12 protein-coding genes are annotated in these 20,428 nt (G+C 43.2%); 1 reads left to right on the top strand and 11 read right to left on the bottom strand.

All coding sequences use genetic code 11. From position 1 onward, the window contains the following. Positions 1-561 precede the first annotated feature (561 nt). Positions 562-1,851: a 3-keto-disaccharide hydrolase gene (locus BQ9893_RS18780; RefSeq protein WP_075967331.1), complete on the top strand. Its 1,290-nt coding sequence runs from the start codon at positions 562-564 to the stop codon at positions 1,849-1,851. Between the two features lie 62 nt (positions 1,852-1,913). Here the strand turns inward: BQ9893_RS18780 and BQ9893_RS18775 are convergent, their stop codons facing one another. The 11 genes from BQ9893_RS18775 to BQ9893_RS18725 all read right to left on the bottom strand — a co-directional run bounded on the left by BQ9893_RS18775 (position 1,914) and on the right by BQ9893_RS18725 (position 20,423). Next, positions 1,914-2,285, bottom strand: a complete 372-nt coding sequence (locus BQ9893_RS18775; protein ID WP_075967330.1) for a periplasmic heavy metal sensor — start codon at positions 2,283-2,285, stop codon at positions 1,914-1,916. A 124-nt stretch (positions 2,286-2,409) separates the two neighbouring features. Beyond that, on the bottom strand, positions 2,410-4,008 hold the full coding sequence (locus BQ9893_RS18770) for a beta-N-acetylhexosaminidase (RefSeq protein ID WP_075967329.1): 1,599 nt from the start codon (positions 4,006-4,008) through the stop codon (positions 2,410-2,412). A gap of 99 nt (positions 4,009-4,107) precedes the next feature. Next, entirely contained in the window at positions 4,108-4,842 is a 735-nt protein-coding gene (locus BQ9893_RS18765) for a hypothetical protein (RefSeq protein WP_208610821.1), read from the bottom strand. 14 nt (positions 4,843-4,856) lie between these two features. Then, the gene (locus tag BQ9893_RS18760) at positions 4,857-6,338 is read right to left on the bottom strand and encodes a methyl-accepting chemotaxis protein (RefSeq protein ID WP_139322623.1); all 1,482 of its coding nucleotides are present in this window, start codon (positions 6,336-6,338) and stop codon (positions 4,857-4,859) included. Positions 6,339-6,953: 615 nt separating this feature from the next. Then, on the bottom strand, positions 6,954-8,162 hold the full coding sequence (locus tag BQ9893_RS18755) for a glycoside hydrolase family 88 protein (RefSeq protein WP_075967326.1): 1,209 nt from the start codon (positions 8,160-8,162) through the stop codon (positions 6,954-6,956). Then, on the bottom strand, positions 8,159-10,018 hold the full coding sequence (locus tag BQ9893_RS18750; protein ID WP_075967325.1) for a heparinase II/III domain-containing protein: 1,860 nt from the start codon (positions 10,016-10,018) through the stop codon (positions 8,159-8,161). The genes BQ9893_RS18755 and BQ9893_RS18750 overlap by 4 nt, the downstream gene beginning before the upstream one ends. A 16-nt stretch (positions 10,019-10,034) precedes the next feature. Then, positions 10,035-14,804: a polysaccharide lyase family 8 super-sandwich domain-containing protein gene (locus tag BQ9893_RS22275; RefSeq protein ID WP_244155198.1), complete on the bottom strand. Its 4,770-nt coding sequence runs from the start codon at positions 14,802-14,804 to the stop codon at positions 10,035-10,037. A 7-nt stretch (positions 14,805-14,811) separates the two neighbouring features. After that, positions 14,812-16,893 carry a right-handed parallel beta-helix repeat-containing protein gene (locus BQ9893_RS18740; protein WP_075967324.1) on the bottom strand — a complete coding sequence of 694 codons (2,082 nt, stop codon included), beginning with the start codon at positions 16,891-16,893 and terminating at the stop codon, positions 14,812-14,814. Between the two features lie 111 nt (positions 16,894-17,004). Continuing rightward, complete coding sequence (locus BQ9893_RS18735) at positions 17,005-17,997, bottom strand: DUF4466 family protein (RefSeq protein ID WP_075967323.1); 993 nt, start codon at positions 17,995-17,997, stop codon at positions 17,005-17,007. Positions 17,998-18,012: 15 nt separating this feature from the next. Continuing rightward, complete coding sequence (locus BQ9893_RS18730) at positions 18,013-18,516, bottom strand: hypothetical protein (RefSeq protein WP_075967471.1); 504 nt, start codon at positions 18,514-18,516, stop codon at positions 18,013-18,015. 17 nt (positions 18,517-18,533) lie between these two features. Then, complete coding sequence (locus BQ9893_RS18725) at positions 18,534-20,423, bottom strand: RagB/SusD family nutrient uptake outer membrane protein (protein ID WP_075967322.1); 1,890 nt, start codon at positions 20,421-20,423, stop codon at positions 18,534-18,536. Positions 20,424-20,428: the final 5 nt, after the last annotated feature.

The following is a 20,428-nucleotide window of genomic DNA, read 5'->3' as shown; positions in this document are numbered from 1 at the left end:
TTTTTTATACCTTCGCTCAGAATCTCGTCTCTTTATTGTAGTCCTTGACGGTATGTTTCGTATTATTAATACGTCTCTTGTACTACTTGTTGATATGTAAATCTTTCAAAGAACTTGTGCGTTCATTTAACGAACGTGGGTGCAAAGATAACAACTTTTATTTTTAACTTCCAAATTTCTTCGGAACTTTTTTCAAAAGTTTTTTGTTTCATCATTTAAACACCTGCGTTCTCTCTCGAATGCGGATGCAAAAGTAATGCTTTACAACATACGCACCAAACATTTTTGCAACTATTTTTTATCCCTCTTGTGATGTTTTTACGATAACTTCTGAAACACTGACTGTTACAACCCAAACTTTTTTCTGTATGATACAGGCCGCTATTTTCAATTCATGCAAACGGACTTTTTATATGTATAATAATGTACAAGAGGAATAACTACAGATAAAATATATGTATGTTTTGAGTTTTTCAAATCATCGCTATGAATTGGGGAACTCATTCCTATGATGTATCTTTGTCGCCATATCAATTATTCATTTAAAAACTTAATTCTAAAATGGAATCAGTAATGAAAAGAACGACAGCCTCCGGCCTTTTGGCAACTTGCGCCATATCGTTCGCCCTATTTTCTTCGTGCACCAGTGTAGAGCCCAATACGCTTACACCCGAAGAAATCGCAGACGGCTGGCAACTCCTCTTCGACGGAAAAACATTGAACGGTTGGAAAGATTACAACGGAACAACTCTGACGCAACCCTGGCATGTGGTTAACGGATGCATCCAGGCAAAAGGAGACGGTAGCGATGCGAGCGGTTATATCGTAACCGACAAGCAGTATGAAAACTTCGAATTGTCTTGGGACTGGAAATTATCCAAAGGTGGTAATAGCGGTATGCTGTACCACGTAGTCGAACGCCCTCAGTTCGCCGTTCCATATGTTACAGGGCCGGAATATCAGTTAATAGACGAGCCGAACTTCCCTGAACCGCTGGAAGAATGGCAGAAGTTGGGCGTGGATTACGCCATGCATCTTCCGGACAAGGCTAAAATGAAAGTAAACCCGCAAGGAGAATGGAATAATTCAAAGATTGTATTCGACAACGGGCATGTAGAGCATTGGCTGAACGGAGTCAAAATCTTGGAATTCGAAGCTTGGACCGACGACTGGTATGCAAAGAAAAACAGTGGTAAATGGGCAAACGCTCCGGAATACGGTTTGGCTAAAAAAGGCGTCCTTTGCCTGCAAGACCACGGATACCCTGCTTCTTTCCGTAATATCAAGATCAAAGAACTTCCCCGCAAAACAAAAGAGGTGACGCTATTTAACGGTACCGACCTGAAAGGATGGGAAGCCTACGGTACGGAAAAGTGGTATGTAAAAGATGGTTTACTGATCTGCGAAAGCGGTCCGGACAAGAAATACGGTTATCTGGCTACACGCGATTACTATGACGATTTCGACCTGACGGTAGAATTCAAACAGGAGGCAGACGGAAATTCCGGTGTATTCATCCGTTCCTTCATTGAAGAAGATGTCAAAGTTAACGGCTGGCAGGTAGAAGTGGCACCCAAAGGTCACGACACCGGTGGCATCTACGAATCATACGGACGCGGCTGGCTGATCCAAATCCCGGATGAAAAAGAAAACATTCTGAAAGAGGGTGACTGGAATACCATGCGTATCAAAGTACAGGGAGACAATGTCCAGACTTGGTTGAACGGACAAGAGATGGTCAATATCAACGATGAAAAGATCGGAGCCGGACAAGGACGCATCGCTCTGCAAATCCATGATGGAGGAGGTATCAAAGTCCTGTGGAGAAACTTGAAAGTAAAAACATTATAAGTTCTTGTTTTCCTCGTAAAAAAACGACTCCCGTCCCATATTGTTTGGGGCGGGAGTTTCTTTTATTCCATACGGCCATGTCCTTTTCGAGGAGATTGAGGACGCTGTTTTTCAAGATATTGTTTATACTGATCTTCCGTCAGTATCTTTTTCATCTCTGCATCCCGGTCATTTCGCATGGCTGTCATCTTTTCACGCATCTTCTGGCGATCCGAATCGAGCTGTTTTCTTTCCGCTTCCATCTTGTCTCTGAACTCAGCTTCCACTTTACGGAAATCTGCTGCCTGTTTCTCATCCAATTTCAGATCGGCAATCATCTTTTCACAACGTTGTGCCGGATCACCTCCTTTTTTTGCACTTCGTTTGCCACCTTGGGCAAAAACAGAAACCGAACTGATCAAGAGAACCAAACACAATCCTATTACCTTCTTCATAAACTAATTACCTGTTATTAATATTAAACTTATTTGTTTTAGAAGCGCTTCTGAATAATAGACTTGGAGGCGGATGAATGGTTTAACCCGGGCCGAAGTTATTTTGTTATTTAACAATGGTTCACTATTGAACCGGTCCGCAGACAATTCCTTCCGCATTCCACTTTTGCAGGAAGAAATCCAACTTGTTCAAAAAACGTTGATAATCCTTGTTTGAAGCATCCGTCCACCCTGTTTCCGCATAAGCGGCCAAACGGGGATAGACTTTCAGATTCATGCTCTCGACTGTCGGGATAAATTCTCCCCACATCTGGCATCCCAACCCCAACACTCTACCCTCCTGAGCTTCCGTCAAACCTTCCGGCACGGGATTGAAAGAGTAAGCCTTTTCCAAAGGGATCGACTCGTATGAATAATCCAAATAAGTATATACATGGTGAGAATTCACGATATCATATCCTTTTTCTATTGTTTTCCTGACAAGAGCAGTATCTCCTTTCCAAAAATGGACGATCGTACCGGGAGCCAACTCCTGCTTCACACCTTCTGTGTCTGCATCCGACTGGTATTCGTGCAGTTTATCTCCGGTAATCTCATTCCAGCCCATCATTCTCTTACCTTTGGCTGCCAACATATTGGAAATTTCATTTGTAAAATACACCTGAAGTTCTGCCGGAGTCTTCAGATTATGTTCAGCCATATAGGCACGTATCGCAGGAGAATTTTTCCACTGATCGTATTTTACCTCATCACCCCCGATATGGAACACGGCACCGGGGAAGATAGCAATCACCTCATCCGTCACCTCATCCAAGAATTTCATCACCTTAGGATCGGCCACATTAAAAACTTCATAATGCACGCCGAATTTACCCGGTACTTTGATCTGCTTACCACTTGTACCCAGCCAAGGATAAGAAGCGATTGCAGCACTGGCATGTCCCGGCATGCTTACTTCCGGCACTATCGTAATGTGACGCTTCGTCGCATAATCCACAATTTCCTTTAAATCGTCCTGCGTATAAAAACCACCATGACGTTTACCATCATACACGTCACTTCCGAAATGATTGATTTCAGAAGAGTCTCTAAAAGCACCTATTTCTGTCAGCTTCGGGTACTTCTTTATTTCGATACGCCATCCCTGATCGTTAGTCAAATGCCAATGGAAGACATTCATTTTCAGGTCGCCCATTTCATCCAGCAATTGCTTCACCACTTCTTTGCCCTTGAAATAACGACCTTCATCGAGCATAAAGGCACGCCACGAAAAAGCAGGATAGTCCGTAACAGTTGCCTTCTGTACCATCAACTTACCGTCTTTTTCTTTGATCACCTGCCGTAAAGTCCGGACACCATTCAAGATACCGGCCGGCGAATTGGCTTTTACCAGTATCTTTCCGGATGTGGCATCCAAAACATAGCCTTCCTTTTTATCCGGCAAAACAGCAGGGTCCAACAGCAAGGTTATGTCCGCCTTTCCACCGTTTTCTTTCAGCACGACTTCGGCAGAAAAGTCGGAAGACAGATAGGATTGAAGGAGTTGCGCTTCATTTGCCAATCCCGGAGAATAAGCGACAACCGGCCGGTTTTTCAATTTCGCAAACCCGGAAGTGTAGGCAATTTCCGCCGGCTGGGGAATCACGGCATATTCTTCCACAGGAGACTCCTGACAAGAACAAAGAAATACCAAACAAAGGGAAATAAAAAGACTTGATTTCATAGATATCTGAATTTAAAGTTAGCTCAATGCGACAACTGTATCACATTGAGCTACAAAATTAATCTTTTTATCCGATTGTCGAAGCAACGACGTATGAGATTATAGATTTATCCTCAAGACCGCAGAAGCCGTACCGATTCCCTTGGGGACATAGTCACTGCCACTGTCGAGAAGATGTTTATAGTTTCCCTGAAGACCAACAGTTATGACCGGACTGATGTCAAACTCAGCGGATAGCAGTATCGGGACATAGCCGGCATTAAACTTATGACGAGTGTTCACGGCATTCAGCCAAGTGTTTATCGTTTCTTTATACGATTCACTCCAACGTTCATGACCCATCGAAATATCGTAGGTGTTCCCTTTTGCGAAGAGCCATCCGAAACCGGTTCCCACATAAAGGTCGAAGCGCTTGTCGTTACGGTTCTTCCACAGTTCCATCATGTTGAACTCAAAAGTCAGGTCTGCAGCGTGGTAATGAGTCCACATCCTTGCATAAGCCAAACCACCATGCCGTTCAGCAAGTTCCTCCCCGCCATCGGGAATCTCCAAAGGCTGGAACTCAGAGAACCTCTGCTCACGGGCATATTTGGAGAAATCATAGTTCAGCCCCAAACGGAACCACGGACGGACATCGAACGAAACGCCTGCTCCTATCTCAGGAAAGATATTCATACCCGGTGCGGCATCCACGCTTAACATTTCCAGTCCATGTACCATCGTTGCCCCTCCCTCTGCATAGAGGCTCCAGGTGGAAACCCGCTCCTGCGCCTCGATGCGTGTGAATAATACGGAGGATAACGTTAGGAATATCATTGTCAAAAATCTCTTCATAACGAATAAACGGGTTATTTGTCTTCGATTATTATAAACTCTTTGGAACGATTCGGGTGAACCTTCGGGTCATACGCCAAATCATGGAATCCCCAGACTCCAAGTTTAGTTGCTACTGCTTCAGACCAAAAATCATACTCAATATATTCTGATTTTACAGCGAAATTGTCTTTACTACCCATATTCTCCATTTTAAGCTTCTTACCGGCAGCATATCCACCTATTCCCACATGGAAAACATAGTAACAACTTCTATAGACTTTTTTTAAGAAATAACAGGAATGGCCATTCTTGCTAATTAAGTTAGGATTATTGCTTTCAGTTTGAAGATTAACCGCAAGAATCAATTCACTCGAACTTTGGATGACACGCAAGATTTTCCCTTCCTCATAAAGAGGCCCATAGAAACTTGTATCCTCGTAACCGGACAAAGGATATTTACCTGAATCCTGTTTGAAGTAGAATTTACACTTTGTCGGCAAAGAGAGCGGAATCAAATCCTTAAGCGCCCTTACCATTTCATAGTTCTGATGATTGGCATTCCAGAAAGCATCATCGACCAACAAATAATCGTCACCCACTTCCAGGAGTTCGTCTTTCGTGAAAGAGTAGGACGAAGAACTGTTTATGGCAGCCAGAATCAAATCCTGCTTTGTGGTAACGTCAACCAGTCCTTGTGCCACAGCCTCCTTGATAGCTTCCAATTTCACATTCAGGCCTGAACTCGGAGAATTTATCGCTTCTTTGATGGCATCCAGTTTCTCGTTGGCCGTTCCAGCAGTAAAGTTCAAAGCATCGATCGCCTTCTTAACAAGGCCTAACGTACTGTTCTCCCCTACGAGCCCGGCATCCACCGCCCCTTTGATCAAGGTTAGTTTATCGGAAAGTGTTGCAGACTGTGAAGCAATCGCATCATTTATCGCATCAAGCTTCTTCTCCATCGACCCTTTAAGAGACTCGATCGCCGCCTTCACCAATCCGGAAACCTCGGCATTCTTGTCGAAACCTTTCTCGGCCGTATCGGCAATGAGATCAAGAGCTTTTCCAATGAAGTCCATTTTAGAATTGAGATCGGTTGTCTGTGCCTCGACAGCTCTTTTGATAGCATCGAGTTTTTCTGTCATGCCCGTGTTCGCAGCTTTGATTTCGCTGATGAGCTTACCGGTCAATTCCTCGTACTTGAGGACTCCGTTCTCATAAGCTTTTGCCATTAGATCCATCTTTTCAGAAAGAGTCAAAGCTTGATTCTTAAGAGCCTCTTCCAAAAGAGACATTTTCTCGGAAAGAGTCAGCGTCTGATTCTTCATGGCATCCGCAAGGAGATCCATCTTTTGGGAAATAGTCAAAGTCTGATCCCGAAGAGCGTCAATAACCTTACTGTAGTCATTTGTGAAGGTGGTCGTCTGCTGGAATCTAATTTCGGGAGAGTCATACTCACACGAAACAACCGCTGCCAGTGTCGCGCAGACAGTTAGGGTAACAAGGATTCTTTTCATACAAAAATAGGGGTTAGAGGCTGTCGCCTATTAATAATTCAAGTTTATCATTGATTATACATTCGTACAGACCATCCATAAAATGGACTTATACGGGAACAAATGTAACAAAAATTTCCGATTTTTATGCTTGTATAATAAAAAAGAAACCCCAAATAACAATCAAATATCACATTCTCCATAAAGGTTTGGCAATACAACTATCATACCATCATATCCAACATTAACAGACTATATTTCAGCGCATTAAAGCATGATAGTTCATGTTTTCAACTATCATTCAACTATCATACGACTATCATACTCACAACCCACCAATTCTTTTACATTATTGATAATAAACAGTTTACATCTATTCAGACAAAAACAAGCATTTACCGATATGAGCTTCTTTTGACGCAGAAACAAGCAATAAATCTCTCCGAACATGGCAGATAAACACCCCCACACCCCCATCGGGACTTTGCGAAGACCCGGGTCTACACGCTTCCTACACCCGGGTCTCCCATGTTCTTACATCCGGATCTGGAGAAGTTAATCAAGCTGTTTATCCAAGAAAAGCAGCTTGATCGCATAACAAAACATACCGTTTTGGCATATTAGGAATCATTCTTCTCAATCGTTTTCCAAATTTCTTTTCCGGATCAGTGCTTCCAAAAAATAGTAATCAGCATAAACGATTGGGACATCTATCTCTGTTCCAGCTGGTTTATGACCGGTACTTGAGCGCAATAAAAAACCATGCATCTGATTCAGGGGAACCCTATATGATTCCGTCAGGTTTTTCAAAATGGTATCAGCCCATTTTTTGTATTGCGTTCCCTTATCTGAATAAGTCGACAATTCATACAAAGCAGACGCAGCTATAGCAGCAGCCGATACATCCCTGGGAGAAGCAGGAATCTCCGGATCATTATAGTCCCAATAAGGAATTAAATCCGATGGGAGATTGGGATGATTAAAGATAAAAGAGGCGATCGCTTCTGCCTGATTCAAATATCGCTTGTCTCCGGTCTCCCGATAACACATCGTATAGCCATACAAACCCCACGCTTGCCCGCGTGCCCAAGCAGACTCATGGGCATATCCCTGATGGGTATGTTTGTTTCGGACATCACCGGTTATCGTATCATAGTCAATCACATGATAAGAACTGTAATCTTTTCTAAAATGATTCTTCATGGTATTATCGGCATGAGTCACCGCTATTTTATAGAATGTCGAATCACCTGATACTTTGGTTGCCCAAAACAGATATTCAAGGTTCATCATATTATCTATAATAACCGGATATTGCCATTTGTCCCCATTATGGTCCCAAGAACGAATACAACCGACCACCGGGTTAAAACGAGAAGCCAAAGAGTTCGCCCCTTCCAATAAAACTTGTTTATACTTATCCGATTGCTCCATACGGTACCCATTGCCATAACTGCAATATAGCATAAAGCCCAAATCATGAGTACCCTTATATGATTTTAAAGGTTCCAACAATTCAGTTTGAAACTCTGCCTTCTTTTTCCAAAAATCATCTTTGGTATATTCATACATATACCAAAGTTCACCCGGAAAAAAACCACTACACCAATCCCTGGCACGAACCAGGCGCAAAGAGCCATCGGCCTGTATATTACGCGGAGATGGCAGTTCTTCCGGTGTTTTACCCAGAGAATTCCGGACACTATCCGTTTCTGTCAAAGCATAGCGCAGTTGTTTGTCTGCAAAAGCAAAATCCTGGCTGACCAAATCGTTCGCTCTTTCTCCTGTACAAGAAAGAGCCATTAAACCCACGCATATAAAAGAGAATGCTTTTTTCATCTTCATAATACTGATTTATATGTGACATTTTTATTTTCTTCCGGTAAAAGGAAAACTCTGATACTTTGTTTGGCATCCAATTCCAGATCCGTATCAAATCCGATAATCGAAATACCCGAATTAGGTGAATCATAGCTAAATTCAGATTGGGCAGGAGAAATATGCCAGCGAACTTTTTTAGGTCCTTCCACCTTTATATACAACTTCTTACCGTCTTTTTCCAGCAGCATTACATTGTCCGATAGGATTTTAGCAGAAGCCGGGGTCAGCATCGTCCATGTCATCATCGTAAAACGTTTGGTTGCTTCAATCAAATCTTCGACTACCACATATTCTTTATTAACAAGAGAAACAGCGCGTTTTGCACTCTTCACCTGATCCTTATAGACCGATGTCAAATCTGAAATAACATACATGTTATTTTCCTGGTCCGAGTATCCATCTATTTGGGCTTTACCCTTTACGTTCTGGAGTTTACGATTAAAAGACAATGTATTATGCGCAAAATTATTATAGCGGTAAACATCCCAACGCTGAGAATTCTGTTGCATATTCCACAAATCAACGCCTCTTGTTTCCAATCGGTTATAATCCTCTCCCCCCATATCTCTTCCCCAGATGACGCCATTGGCTTCGAACCAAAAACTACCCACATCCATATGGCCATGATTAACAGACGGAGATCCCATTTTCACACCGACATAAACGGCAGACGAATCATCCCAGGAAGAACGCATAAAGCAAACGGGGTTATCTCCCTGAGCCCGCCATTGTAATTGCGATGGCTTTTGGGGATTAACCAATGAAGCAGAAGCTCCCCAAATCAACATTGCCGGAGCAAGCCTGTCCTTTCTGATACGCATTTGCCCGTCTTTCTTGTATAATTGCGCTTGGTTATAAAGGATGGAAGCATCTTTTGTCTTATCATAGAACCAGAACATAGTCGGTGTAAAAAAAGCTATTGAACCATTATCCGAATATGCGAAGTTTTTCAAGTTTGGAGTTACGGCATGTAATACATATTCGCCCGTTTTCAAAAAGCCAGGCAACTGGCTCAAGCCGTAATCCGTTCCAAACACTTTTTCTATTGCACTAAGGAACATTGCATTGAAAGACGTTCCATAATCCCAGTAACCGACACCTTCCGGGTAAGCTCCATCAGGAGCATAGTGTCCCATAGGAATCGATATTTTATTTATTGCCCGATTTATTACCGTACGGGACAACTCCGGTTCTTTCTCCCATACCGCCAATGCACCATAAGCGACACCGGCATGGCAAACCTGGTTCCAATTATGAACAGCATCGACGAACCAATTATATCGTTCGTCAAAAGAAGGTTTCAACCCTTTTTCAACAATAGCTTCTTCTATTACATTTCTTGTCTTCACGGACAATTGAGGATAGAGCCAATCGTATCCGATGGCCAAGGCCATTGTCATTTCACCGACATCCAGAAAATGAGAAGGGTTCCAATCAGAAAAAGAGGCAGCTTTCAACATTTCGCTTTCCGCCCGTTTCAAAAACTCACTCTTCCCACTCATTCTATACGCATAACTCAGAATAAAAATACGGCGTAAGTTTTCTCTCGATATGCTTAGCAGACGTCTGCCTGTCTTTATCCGCTCATTCACAGGCAATTTTACAATATCTTCAGCCTCAGCCAATAATGACTGATGTATATCTTTCCATATCGCATCTTTCATTATCACTTTTTTCAAAGCCTTTTCTTCGCCTTTCTGCAATAGAATCCGAGGATGTCCGGATAAACGCGTAGAAGCATCCACAAATTCTTTCTGTGCAAAAGATACATTATGACAACAAAACAAGGCCACAAACCATACCAAAATACATGTTTTCATACTTCTCAAATTTAAGTTACTTATTATATATCACACTCTTTCCCGCATATTCATCTTGAGGCAAATCTACAACGATCCGAGTAAACGCTTTTTCTTTATCCCACTCCGTTTGTATGCCTTCTTGTGCAGCCCAATCTATTTTCTGATTAACAGACAGATGGAGTTTCTTCATAAAATGAGTCGGATCCGAGACAGCCAACATTTGTATTTCACCGGAATCATTATATTTCATCATCAACATTCCAGGCGATTCTATCTCTACTGCTATTTTATCGTTGATCCGAAGCGTTCCTCCTTTGTAGAATACAGCATAAGCCATATTTAATCCATCATGTCTGACTGCTTGCAACTCCGAGCTATTTGCCAGAACGACAGCTCCTTCCTCTTCTACCCGATTCTCGACAGATCGCGAATCGACGGAAGGAATGACCATATAGGCATACCCGCCATTATCCGGAGACTGCCCATGATCGATGGATAGCGTGAAGACATCTTGCCTAACAATATCAGCCGGTACGGTTGTCTGCCGGTTCGCAATCTTCCAGCTTCCTTCCATACGTTGGTTGGATAAGACGACATTCTCTTTTTGTAGGAAATAATACCCCACTTTGTCATGAACCACCCATCGCACCTCTTTTTTCGTACGGGTCCCCTGTTCTTGCAGATGAATGCCATCAGCATCGCTCACGGTCACCTCTCCGTTCAAAAGACATTGATTGACAGTTGTCAGGACCGGGTTTTCCATCCGGCTCGATATGTTCGTTCCCAAACAAACGTATGCTTTATCAAAGAAGAACCAGGCTTTCTTGGCGGCTAAACCAGTGTGCGGGCTTTTGAAATCGAAACCAACCGCTCCATACATTCCATCTGTAACCGCTCCGACATAATCTGTCAATCCCCATTTTTGTATTTCACTCTCACCCGGCATCTTATCCAATTGTACAATTGTCGCCCCCGGTATCTTCATCCAATCATAAACAGGCGTCAATCTTTTATATTCATCTCCCCGAATAGAAAGATAATTTGTTCCGTCGCCTCTAAAATGATTCATCAACCCTTCTCCATTATACGGCATTTCCATATTGGCATTGCGAGTCGAATACATTCTGACAGACGTATAAAAATTCGGGCGTTGGAATACAAAATGATCTGTTCTCCAAAAAAACTTGGCAAAAGAAACCGGCTCACAAGATGAATCGCCTTTTCTTAAACAAATGATATTATCCAATTCAGCCTGCCTGTAATTGGTCAGGGTCCTCAATTTCTCCGGAGCGGAAGGACTCCAAACCTTTTCCTCACCCGGCCGAGCAATATCCCGGTTCAATATACCCGGATCAGAAATCCTTCCGTAAACCATCTGTTTGCAAATGCCGTCTATATAATAGTCTATCAGCAACCGGACAGTCTGTTCCGAAAAGCGGAATTCCGTATCGGCCACATTCGAAGCCCACTCTATAAAAGCCCCGGCATAACCGGAACCATAAGAAAGCGTGTTATTAACCCAATCCGTCCGGTGATGGAAGCTAAAATCATGTTGCATGCCTCTTCCGGTCGAGAATTTTATTTCTCCCTCTATAATTTTCATCAGCATGGCGACCTCTTGAGCATCTCTTTTGAAAAGAGCCGCTTTCGCTTGCAATCCTGCGATCTTTATGCGATCACCGCTCGGACGCGCCCCTGAAGCATTCATATTGCCACGTTCCGCAATTTTCAACATCCGGTCCGATTCTTCCTGAGACAAATCCCGGTCGAGTATCAATAGCATGCTCACCATCGTATTAGGCGTACCAATTTGGTTCCACCACCAATTCTCACAAATGAAATCATTTTCCAGCCAGAAAGCCAATGCCTGATGAACGGCTTTTCTTACCTGTTTATTCCCTTTGTAAGGAGATCCTTTCTTTTTATAAGCGATACTTAATGCCAACATATTGCTGAGATGCCGTTCATGCTGGAAAGCCGTGCGGGTAGTATCGACATAGTCTATCCCCGGCCAGCGGCCATCCGGTTGAAGGGTTTCCACCAACGTCTTGATCCGTTCGTCAGAAACCGGGGCATCCAATAATTGCATAGCAAAACGTTTGCGGAGTTTTTCTATATCGGAATGCATACTATGACTCTCCCGTAACGATTGATTTTTAAAGACTCTCTCGCCTCCTGCCAAATAGAAAGGTTCTTTCAACATCCCATTTTTCGCCTGTATCTTGATTGGACAGTTAGACCGTACAAGAAGTGAGGTTTGATCATATTCCATATAAAAGCCACCTCGCTTCTCCGACTCAATCTTGAATTCCTTATTCTCGAAAAAAGCTCCATTTCCTACATACACGATATTTTTTCCTTTCCGTTTTGCAAAAATAGCAAAATCAGCATTATATTTCTGATCCTCCACCACGACAGCTCCATCTTTCAATGAATTAACCAACGTAAAGGTATCTCCATCTTTCGTATTTACTTTAACGGCACAACCTTCTTTTCCTTTAGAATTCAATTTTATCCGCTCTACAGACACTATCGAACCTGCGGATAAGTCTTTTGATACCGGTTCATAAACAGCGACAAACGGTTCTCTCACCGCCGGCTTTTCTTTCCGCATCGTGACAACAAGAGAAGGTTTGCCTTGATAAGGAGATGAAGCGGTTTTCGCTTCAGGTGCCAAGGCCGTAAAATAAGAGACATCGGACGATGCCGGCATCCACATCTTCATGAAACTAGCACCCGTGTTTAATTGTCTTGCAGAGAACAAAGCGACAACCGCACTCTCATTGACCCCGGTTGTCCGTACCGAACGGAAATACCGGAGTCCCGGACGGTCCTTCCCGACACAAGGATAAGAATGAACCTCATCTTGTTTCAAGATTTTTCCTTCTTGTGTATAAAGAATCACACTGTCTCCTATATTATGATACAGATAATCATTACTGACCGCATTATCGGAACGATAAAAATCCACATAAAAGCCATGCTTTTCATCAATTCGGAGAATCGATAACAACCGATCTTGATTTGTTTCCGTCGAACCGTCTTTATATTTCGTCCATGTATATGAAAACTCGTCCGAGATGGCTTTTTCACCTGCCAACGGTTCCATCGACACCAACTCTACCTGTCCTATTTTTTTCGTTCCGCCCCCACCATTGAACGGTGTTACCGAAGTAGAGGCTCCTGCTGCTACAACTGTGTTGTGAGCTGCCCATTGCGTATAATAATTAACATGCATCGGGTGTTCATAAGTAGGCCCGTTACCCGGATCGATGCCTTGAACAGCTCCGGCTCCATACAACTCCATGCTCATACCGTTGGAATGATTATGGTTATAAGTGGCTCCCTGCACCACAGACATCAACCCATACTGCGGATCTATTCCATTTCGTTGAAGATAGCAAGATGCGAAATCCAATTTTTCCGATCTATTCCAAAGATGATTTTCCATGCTCTTTGCCTTTGGCAATTCAGGCAGATAACACAACAATCCGGTCAGTCCGGATTTTGAACGGTCATACTGCCCGGCCTGTTCCAAAATCATGGCCGCATTCAATAAATCAGGAAGAATCGGCAATTGATATTTATCAGCCATCAGAATAGCACTCTCCAGACACTCCATGCTCTGACGCGGCCTCCCCGTATCGCCAAAAGCCGAAGCGGTCAAGTCGGGAAACGAATATTTCAACATAACATAAGAGGCTTTCAACAAGATCGGATATTGATTAAATATCTGATATCCATTATTTTCAAGCATAAGTGCAGCTTCTATTAACTTCAATACCGGATAATTATGATAACCTCCCGGTTCTTTCCAATGCCCATCCGGTGTAAACCACAGTTTGGCAGCGGAAGGCAAACTCAGTTGTCCGCAACCTTCAACAACCGTGTCCCGATTCAAGTAAAAATCCAAATAATAATTTCTTTTCCGTGCATCTTTCAATGATAATGCGGCAGCAACCAGAGTCGAACTCTCTGCTGCAAACCAGTTATTTCCGGCATATCCTCTAAACGACAATGTCCAAGCGACCTTTTCAAAAGCCTTGTCATAATTTTCTAAAGGATACTTATATTTTACCAGATAAGGATACAAGAAATCATAAGCCAATATCAACGGCTTCTCCTTTTCATCTCCCAACGTCTGGATATCTAAAAAGCCGGTACGTCCCGGACCATCGATCGGTTCCTGATAGACGACTCCGCTTACCCACTGGTTCAAAATATCGGCAGCAAACTTTGCATACTTTTCATCTCCTGTCAACCAATAAATGACAGAAGCCTCATAAGCCAATGTATTGATTTTACCATTAATAGCAGCAACAAATGCTTGCGGATCCACCCGTTCATATTCCTGAGTGCCCGGATTCAACAAATTCATCGTCATAGACGTATCTTTCGGGACAACGTCCTCTATCTCAGGCACGACATAAGCTCGACCTTGCGGTGTGATCGGAGAACGTTTATGGGGTGAAACCCGTACTGTCGGAACCGGAGCGTCGCCTTCGTAACCGATCAATTGCGTACCCTCCTTATCTGATATAAAACGGGTGTAACGCTTTCCCGGAATCCTGTTCATCAAATAGCGGTCCAAAATCCAATCCGGCTCAGTCTGATGCCTTACGACATAGCCATCCAGCCGGTCCTTCATCTGATTGAAAATTTGTTTCGCCCAAGCCTGTTTCTCTATTTTATCCAACACAGCCGCTTTGTCTTCATCTTTGACAAGGATATGCGGATGTTTCTCCGCCAGAGCCGGCAAGCAGACAAACAAAACTAAAATTATACTATATATCGTTTTCATCATTTGTCCATTATAATTGTTCCAGCTGCAATTTTTTCTCCGGGGAAATGCATTCCTGCCGTTCTTCTTTACCGTTCCATCTATAAAGATTATCTTTCACGTCCGGCTCTTTCATGGCAAAAGTTTGGATCCCATAATCATTATTGTACTGGATCGTATTATGCTTAATCTGAATCTTGCTGGATCCATCATGCAGATACTCACCCATAAAGCCGCATCCGTCATTACCTTCAATCAGACAATTTTCGATTTTGCCGTTATGGCATTCGGCCATCAGCAAGCCATGCCAGCCATTTCTGGCAATTTCGCAGTTCTCGACCTTCAATGACTTGCAATGATCAAGAACCAACCCGCAACCACGTATGGAGGTATCGAATCGCGAATCCTTTATCGTAATGCCGGAGGAATGTTGGATCATCAGGTTATGTTGCAGTCTTGGCCCGGGAACGACATGTGCGCCATTTTCCGTAAAATCACAATGGTCGATCTCGACACCTTCTGCATCCGATATATAAACGCCGGATCTGGAAAAGTTGATCACAGTCAGGTTTTTCAATTTAATATTGCCGAAAGCATGCCCCGTTTCTCCTCTCATGGAAATCCCTGCCAATTCATTGCTATAACGCCCGGTCCTATAGAAACGTCCGGTATTCGGATCATAAGCTTCCTGATGTTCTTTGGAGCCATCTACAACCAGATTCTCTATCGTAATGTTTTTCGCCTCCAAATCGCCTAATAAAATAGCGGCAGTCCGGACTGTCGGTTCACAAATCAGGACTGTGTTCCGTCCTTCCCCGCAAATATGTACATCAGAGGGAATGGTCAAGGATTGTTTCAATCTATACTCACCGGCACGCAAAAAGAGCGTTCTCCCCGACCCTGCATTCGCATTCAACACGGCTTGAAGGTCTTCGCGGTTATTTACTTCGATTACAGATTGTCCCGTCGGACAAACCTGTTCCAATGTCGCACCCGCATGATAAGCAATCTTGCTCTCCTGAATATCAACAAGCACGGATGGTTTCTGCCGAAATTCTTCACGGAATGCTGTCAGCTTCCATAGGGCATTCGCCGGATTGTCCATTTTGGTACGACTACATAATTCTCTCAGGTAAGGCATGTCGATACCCTTTGCCGTAAAATGATCGATGCAATACTCAAACCCGGCGCGATACTTAAACCGTTCGCGCTGCGAAGGGACGCCATAAGCATATACGGAATCGCCACAGATGAAACGAGCAGAATACTCCAAACCTAATGCCAGCCTGTTGTCCGCAGCACTGAACAGGTCTACACCCTGCGTATAGGCAATACGTGCCGCTCCCGAAAATTCATAAAGCCCCATTTGGACATGTCCCTGATCCCGGCGAGTCTCCTGGCATTGCCCGGTAGGATAAACATATTTGATCAGACTGCCATTCGCATTGGCATGCAAGTAATGATAGGCAGCATTATCGAATAATTCTCTATTATCAGTAAATACAGCAATGGCCAGCAAGGTGTGCATAATCGCTCCATCCCAATTGCCGTTAGCAACAGGGAAATAATAACGAACAGTCGGATAGAATGCCGACATCATCAATCGCGTCATATTTTCCGTATCTTTCTTTTTCCACCCGGGATAATTATAGCGCAAAATCTCCGCTGCATTACAAAACTCATAGCCGGTCAATGCTACAAGCAATTTGGCGTTGTTTTCATCGAAACTGCGCAAGGTATTGGCCCACTTCCCTATAATATCGATCACCATTTCGGCATAACGGTCTTCTCTTGATATATACCATAAAACAGCACAACTATACGCCATACGTGCAGACCGCGACAAATCCTTCCCCCCAATATCAGGTTTGGAATAGGGCCCGCTGATCACATGAGCAAAAGGTTTTACTTGAAAATCCAATGACGTTTTTTCCTTCAACAACTCATAAGCATCTTTCCATGGTTGCTCTCCCGCCAGAACTTGCTTACGCATATACTCCAAATCCGCTTGGTTCATATCTATTCCGGGATGGACAAACTTTTGGGCAACTCCAGCACCGGTCATCAGCAAAAGCGCAGTCACTATCAATAAAAATCGTATGTCGTGTTTCATGATATAGGGGTTTATATAATAGAATAGACTAATAATAGAACGAAATAATCAGTTGTCAGAAGAGTGTGCCAAACGCACCCTTCTGACAATCTCTCAATTAATCAACAGAACTTACATTTTATATCTCTTGGCACTGACGGTCATTCCTCCAGCAGAAGCCTTGTTAATATAAATATACGCCCTATATTTACCATCGGCCGTCTCAATCCATGCACCGGCTTCTTCCTTTAATCCCAAAATATAGTTTGTGCCTTTAGCCATATCAAGCGCCTCAAAATCCAAATCATCAACAAATTTGCTATATTGCAAATCAGAAAGTTGGCGATCTTGCAAACCATAGATTTTGATCATTTTGGTATTATTGGCAAAGCCGGAAGGAAGTTCCGCTTCCCCCATATATTCTTTTGGAGAAGAAGCAGTGTAGAATGCATATGACAAATCTGATTTTTCACTGTATGCATACATGATATCAATTTTCGCAGCCAACGAAGGATCTGCTTGCAAATCAGCTTTTGAATAAACATGCATGGCCTCTCCTTCATTCGAGAATGAAAGATAGCATTCGTCATTAGTTACTGACAAATTTTTGATCATATCCATTTTTGAAATCTTATACGGACCTAATTTGTACTCCGCAACTTGGCCGTTGCTGGCCTTAACCGAAAATGAGAACTGTACATCTTTGCCCCGAGCCTCCTCCGGAATAATATAATAGTAACGCAAAGTTGCCGCACAGGTATCTACGGTAAAGTTTATGGAAGTTGTCGCTCCGCTTGTCTGCGAATCCGAACATACTTTTACCGGGACATCCTGGCCGGACGAATTGGTATAGTACGAATTTGGATCGAAGTAAGTACCGGAAGCACCGGCAATACTGCTAACAACCTGAGCAGACGAAAGTTTTCCCAGTTCGTTAGGAATAGCCATCGCATAGGCAAATTCTATTTCATTACCTACGATATTGGGTGCAATAGGCAGACTGCGTTTGATACAATCATTGCTTAATGCAGAGACCGGATCCTTTAATAATACAGGATCATCATCACATGCAACCAAAGTTAAAGCAAATGACAACAATACAAAATAATAATATTTCAGTTTCATACTTTTCCTCTTTTATTATTGTAATGGTCTTTCTACGATAAGGAATATGTATTCCTTTTTGATTTCACGATTGCCGGCGATAACAGTGAACCGTTTGGCCGTTGAAGGAAATGCCGACGGATTACTAACAATGCGCTCGCCTAATTGCGTTGAAGGATTTCCGGACTTCCAATCACCTTCGATGAATTCCATATTCATTTTAGAACCTGAGAAATCCATCCAATCCGTAATTTTAGGAGCCAGTTTCGCATCTTCACAAAGAGATATACGCGGCCAGACATTATTAATAGGGGTTCCAAATTTCACATACATGATAGCGACCTGAGCCGTCGTATCGACATAGGCATTTCCCAATTTAATCGTTTGATGATCCGTATCATACAAATCGAAATTACTTACATAACATTCCGTTCTTGTCGTGATCAGCAAACCGTCTTCATCTACCGGAAAATCTTCACATGAAGCGCCAAGCAAGGCAATGAACAAGAACAAGCAAATTTTATTAATCATCTTTTTCATATCATCCAATTTTTTAATTACAACCATGGTGTATTCTGTGTCAAATTCGGATTCTTATTTCTTTCAGAAGGCGGAATCCGGAAGATATAGTTTCGTTGATAACTCAACAAGGAGGTATTATTGAAAACAGTCTGTCTCAAAGCTCCGTGTGTATCATACATTCTGACTCCAGGAGATGTCTGCGGCGGCAAGAACACCCGTTCAATGGAACGCCAACGACGAAGATCGAAGAAACGCTGTCCTTCTGCAAACAGCTCGACTATCCTCTCTTGCTCGATGGCATAAAAGAACGTCAATTTATCGGCGTATTTCTCAGGCTTTAAAGCAGGCAAATTACCACGATGTCGAACCCGGTTAACCACATCAAGCGCCAGACCTCCGTCACCAGTCGGCCCATAAGCCTCATTTGCAGCTTCCGCATACATCAAATAGACATCGGCCAAACGCATTACCGGCATATGGTAATCTCCATCCGAACGTCCCTGGCCTGCATAATTGCGGACAAACTTTCTCATGATGTAGCCGGTCTGGTCTCCATCGGCATTGATAGCGCCATATCCGTCTACTGTTCCCTTCAATGTCTTATACTGATATTTTCGAATCTGATCGAATGACAGGCTTAACATAGTCACCATTGTTTCGCCATCCCACAAGAATGTCGATTTCATTCGATAATCACGATCTCTATAAGACTCCGGATTCAACGTAGAATTAACAGCAGTACGAGCATCCGCATCAGTCGGGTTCTTCGGGATCAGTTTCTCGCAAAAATCACCGGTGACTGTCGATTGGTAACGGTTAGCCAATTCAGCACGTGGTTGCCCCCAGCCTTGACTTCCTTCCGTCGCACGTGTACCGAAATCTCTCATCAATTCTTCTCCCTGCCCGGTTCCGGTTCCACCATGCGTAAAGCCGACCATCAGTTCAGGATCTGCATTTGCCGTCGGCAAAAAGAGATAGAAATAATTAGGCAAGACTTCGCATCCTCCCATTTCTCCCCAATCGCCAGGTTCACCGTTACGGAACAAGTTTATGCCCGATTCTTCAATCACTTTCCTGAAATCGGCAGCTGCATCTTTATAGGCCTGTGCCGATTCGGCTGCGCTTGGTGTGAACGTATCCAGTTCAGGCCATCCTCCATCAGGAGAAACGGGAGTGTCCCAAGGCCAAGAGGTGCGGTTCCAACAAGCCCAGAAAAGTTGCAATTTTCCTCGGAATGCCAAAGCGCCCCATTTGGTGAAACGTCCTAATGCCACCGGTTTTTCCGGCAGTTTTTCCCATGCATAAGTAAAATCATCATAAATATGCTGCTTGATTTCCGTAATAGAAGTACGTGAAATATTAGCGACCTCATCATTACTTTCTATTATCTTATCAAAATAGGGAACATCCCCCCACATGGAGATCAGGCGGAAGTAGGCCATGCCTCTCAACATCTTGGCTTCGCCAATAAAAGCTTCCAACTTAGCTTTGGATTCTTCCGTCTTTGCTTCGGGAAGCATCTTTTCTATATTCTGGATAGCATAGTTGGCACGGTTGACCGTTGCATAAGCATACCGATAATAATTATCAAAAGCACTGCCGTACGTTGAAGAAGGATTGTTATAAGAACCGCTACGATAAGCAATACTACGGTCTCCGGTAGCTTGAGAAGTACTGACATTTCCTCTGAATCTCAGGTATTCCGTATTTCCGTCAAAAACATAATCACGGTTGAACATTGCCCTTGCCTGGCTGTAAACGCCATTGATAGCATATTCCGCATCACTTTCCGTCTTCCAATACAAGGAAGAAGACAGCTCTCCAGCCGGAGTCTGGTTCAATAAATTATCAACGCATGAAGAGAAAGTCAGATTTGCTCCGACAACACATGCGACCGTTAATATTTTAAATCCATTTTTTTTCATACCAT

The sequence above is a fragment of the Parabacteroides massiliensis genome (genome assembly GCF_900155425.1).
GTDB classification, from domain to species: domain Bacteria; phylum Bacteroidota; class Bacteroidia; order Bacteroidales; family Tannerellaceae; genus Parabacteroides; species Parabacteroides massiliensis.
The sequence above is the reverse complement of the archived record's forward strand: the minus strand, read 5'-3'. Positions and strand labels throughout refer to the sequence as shown.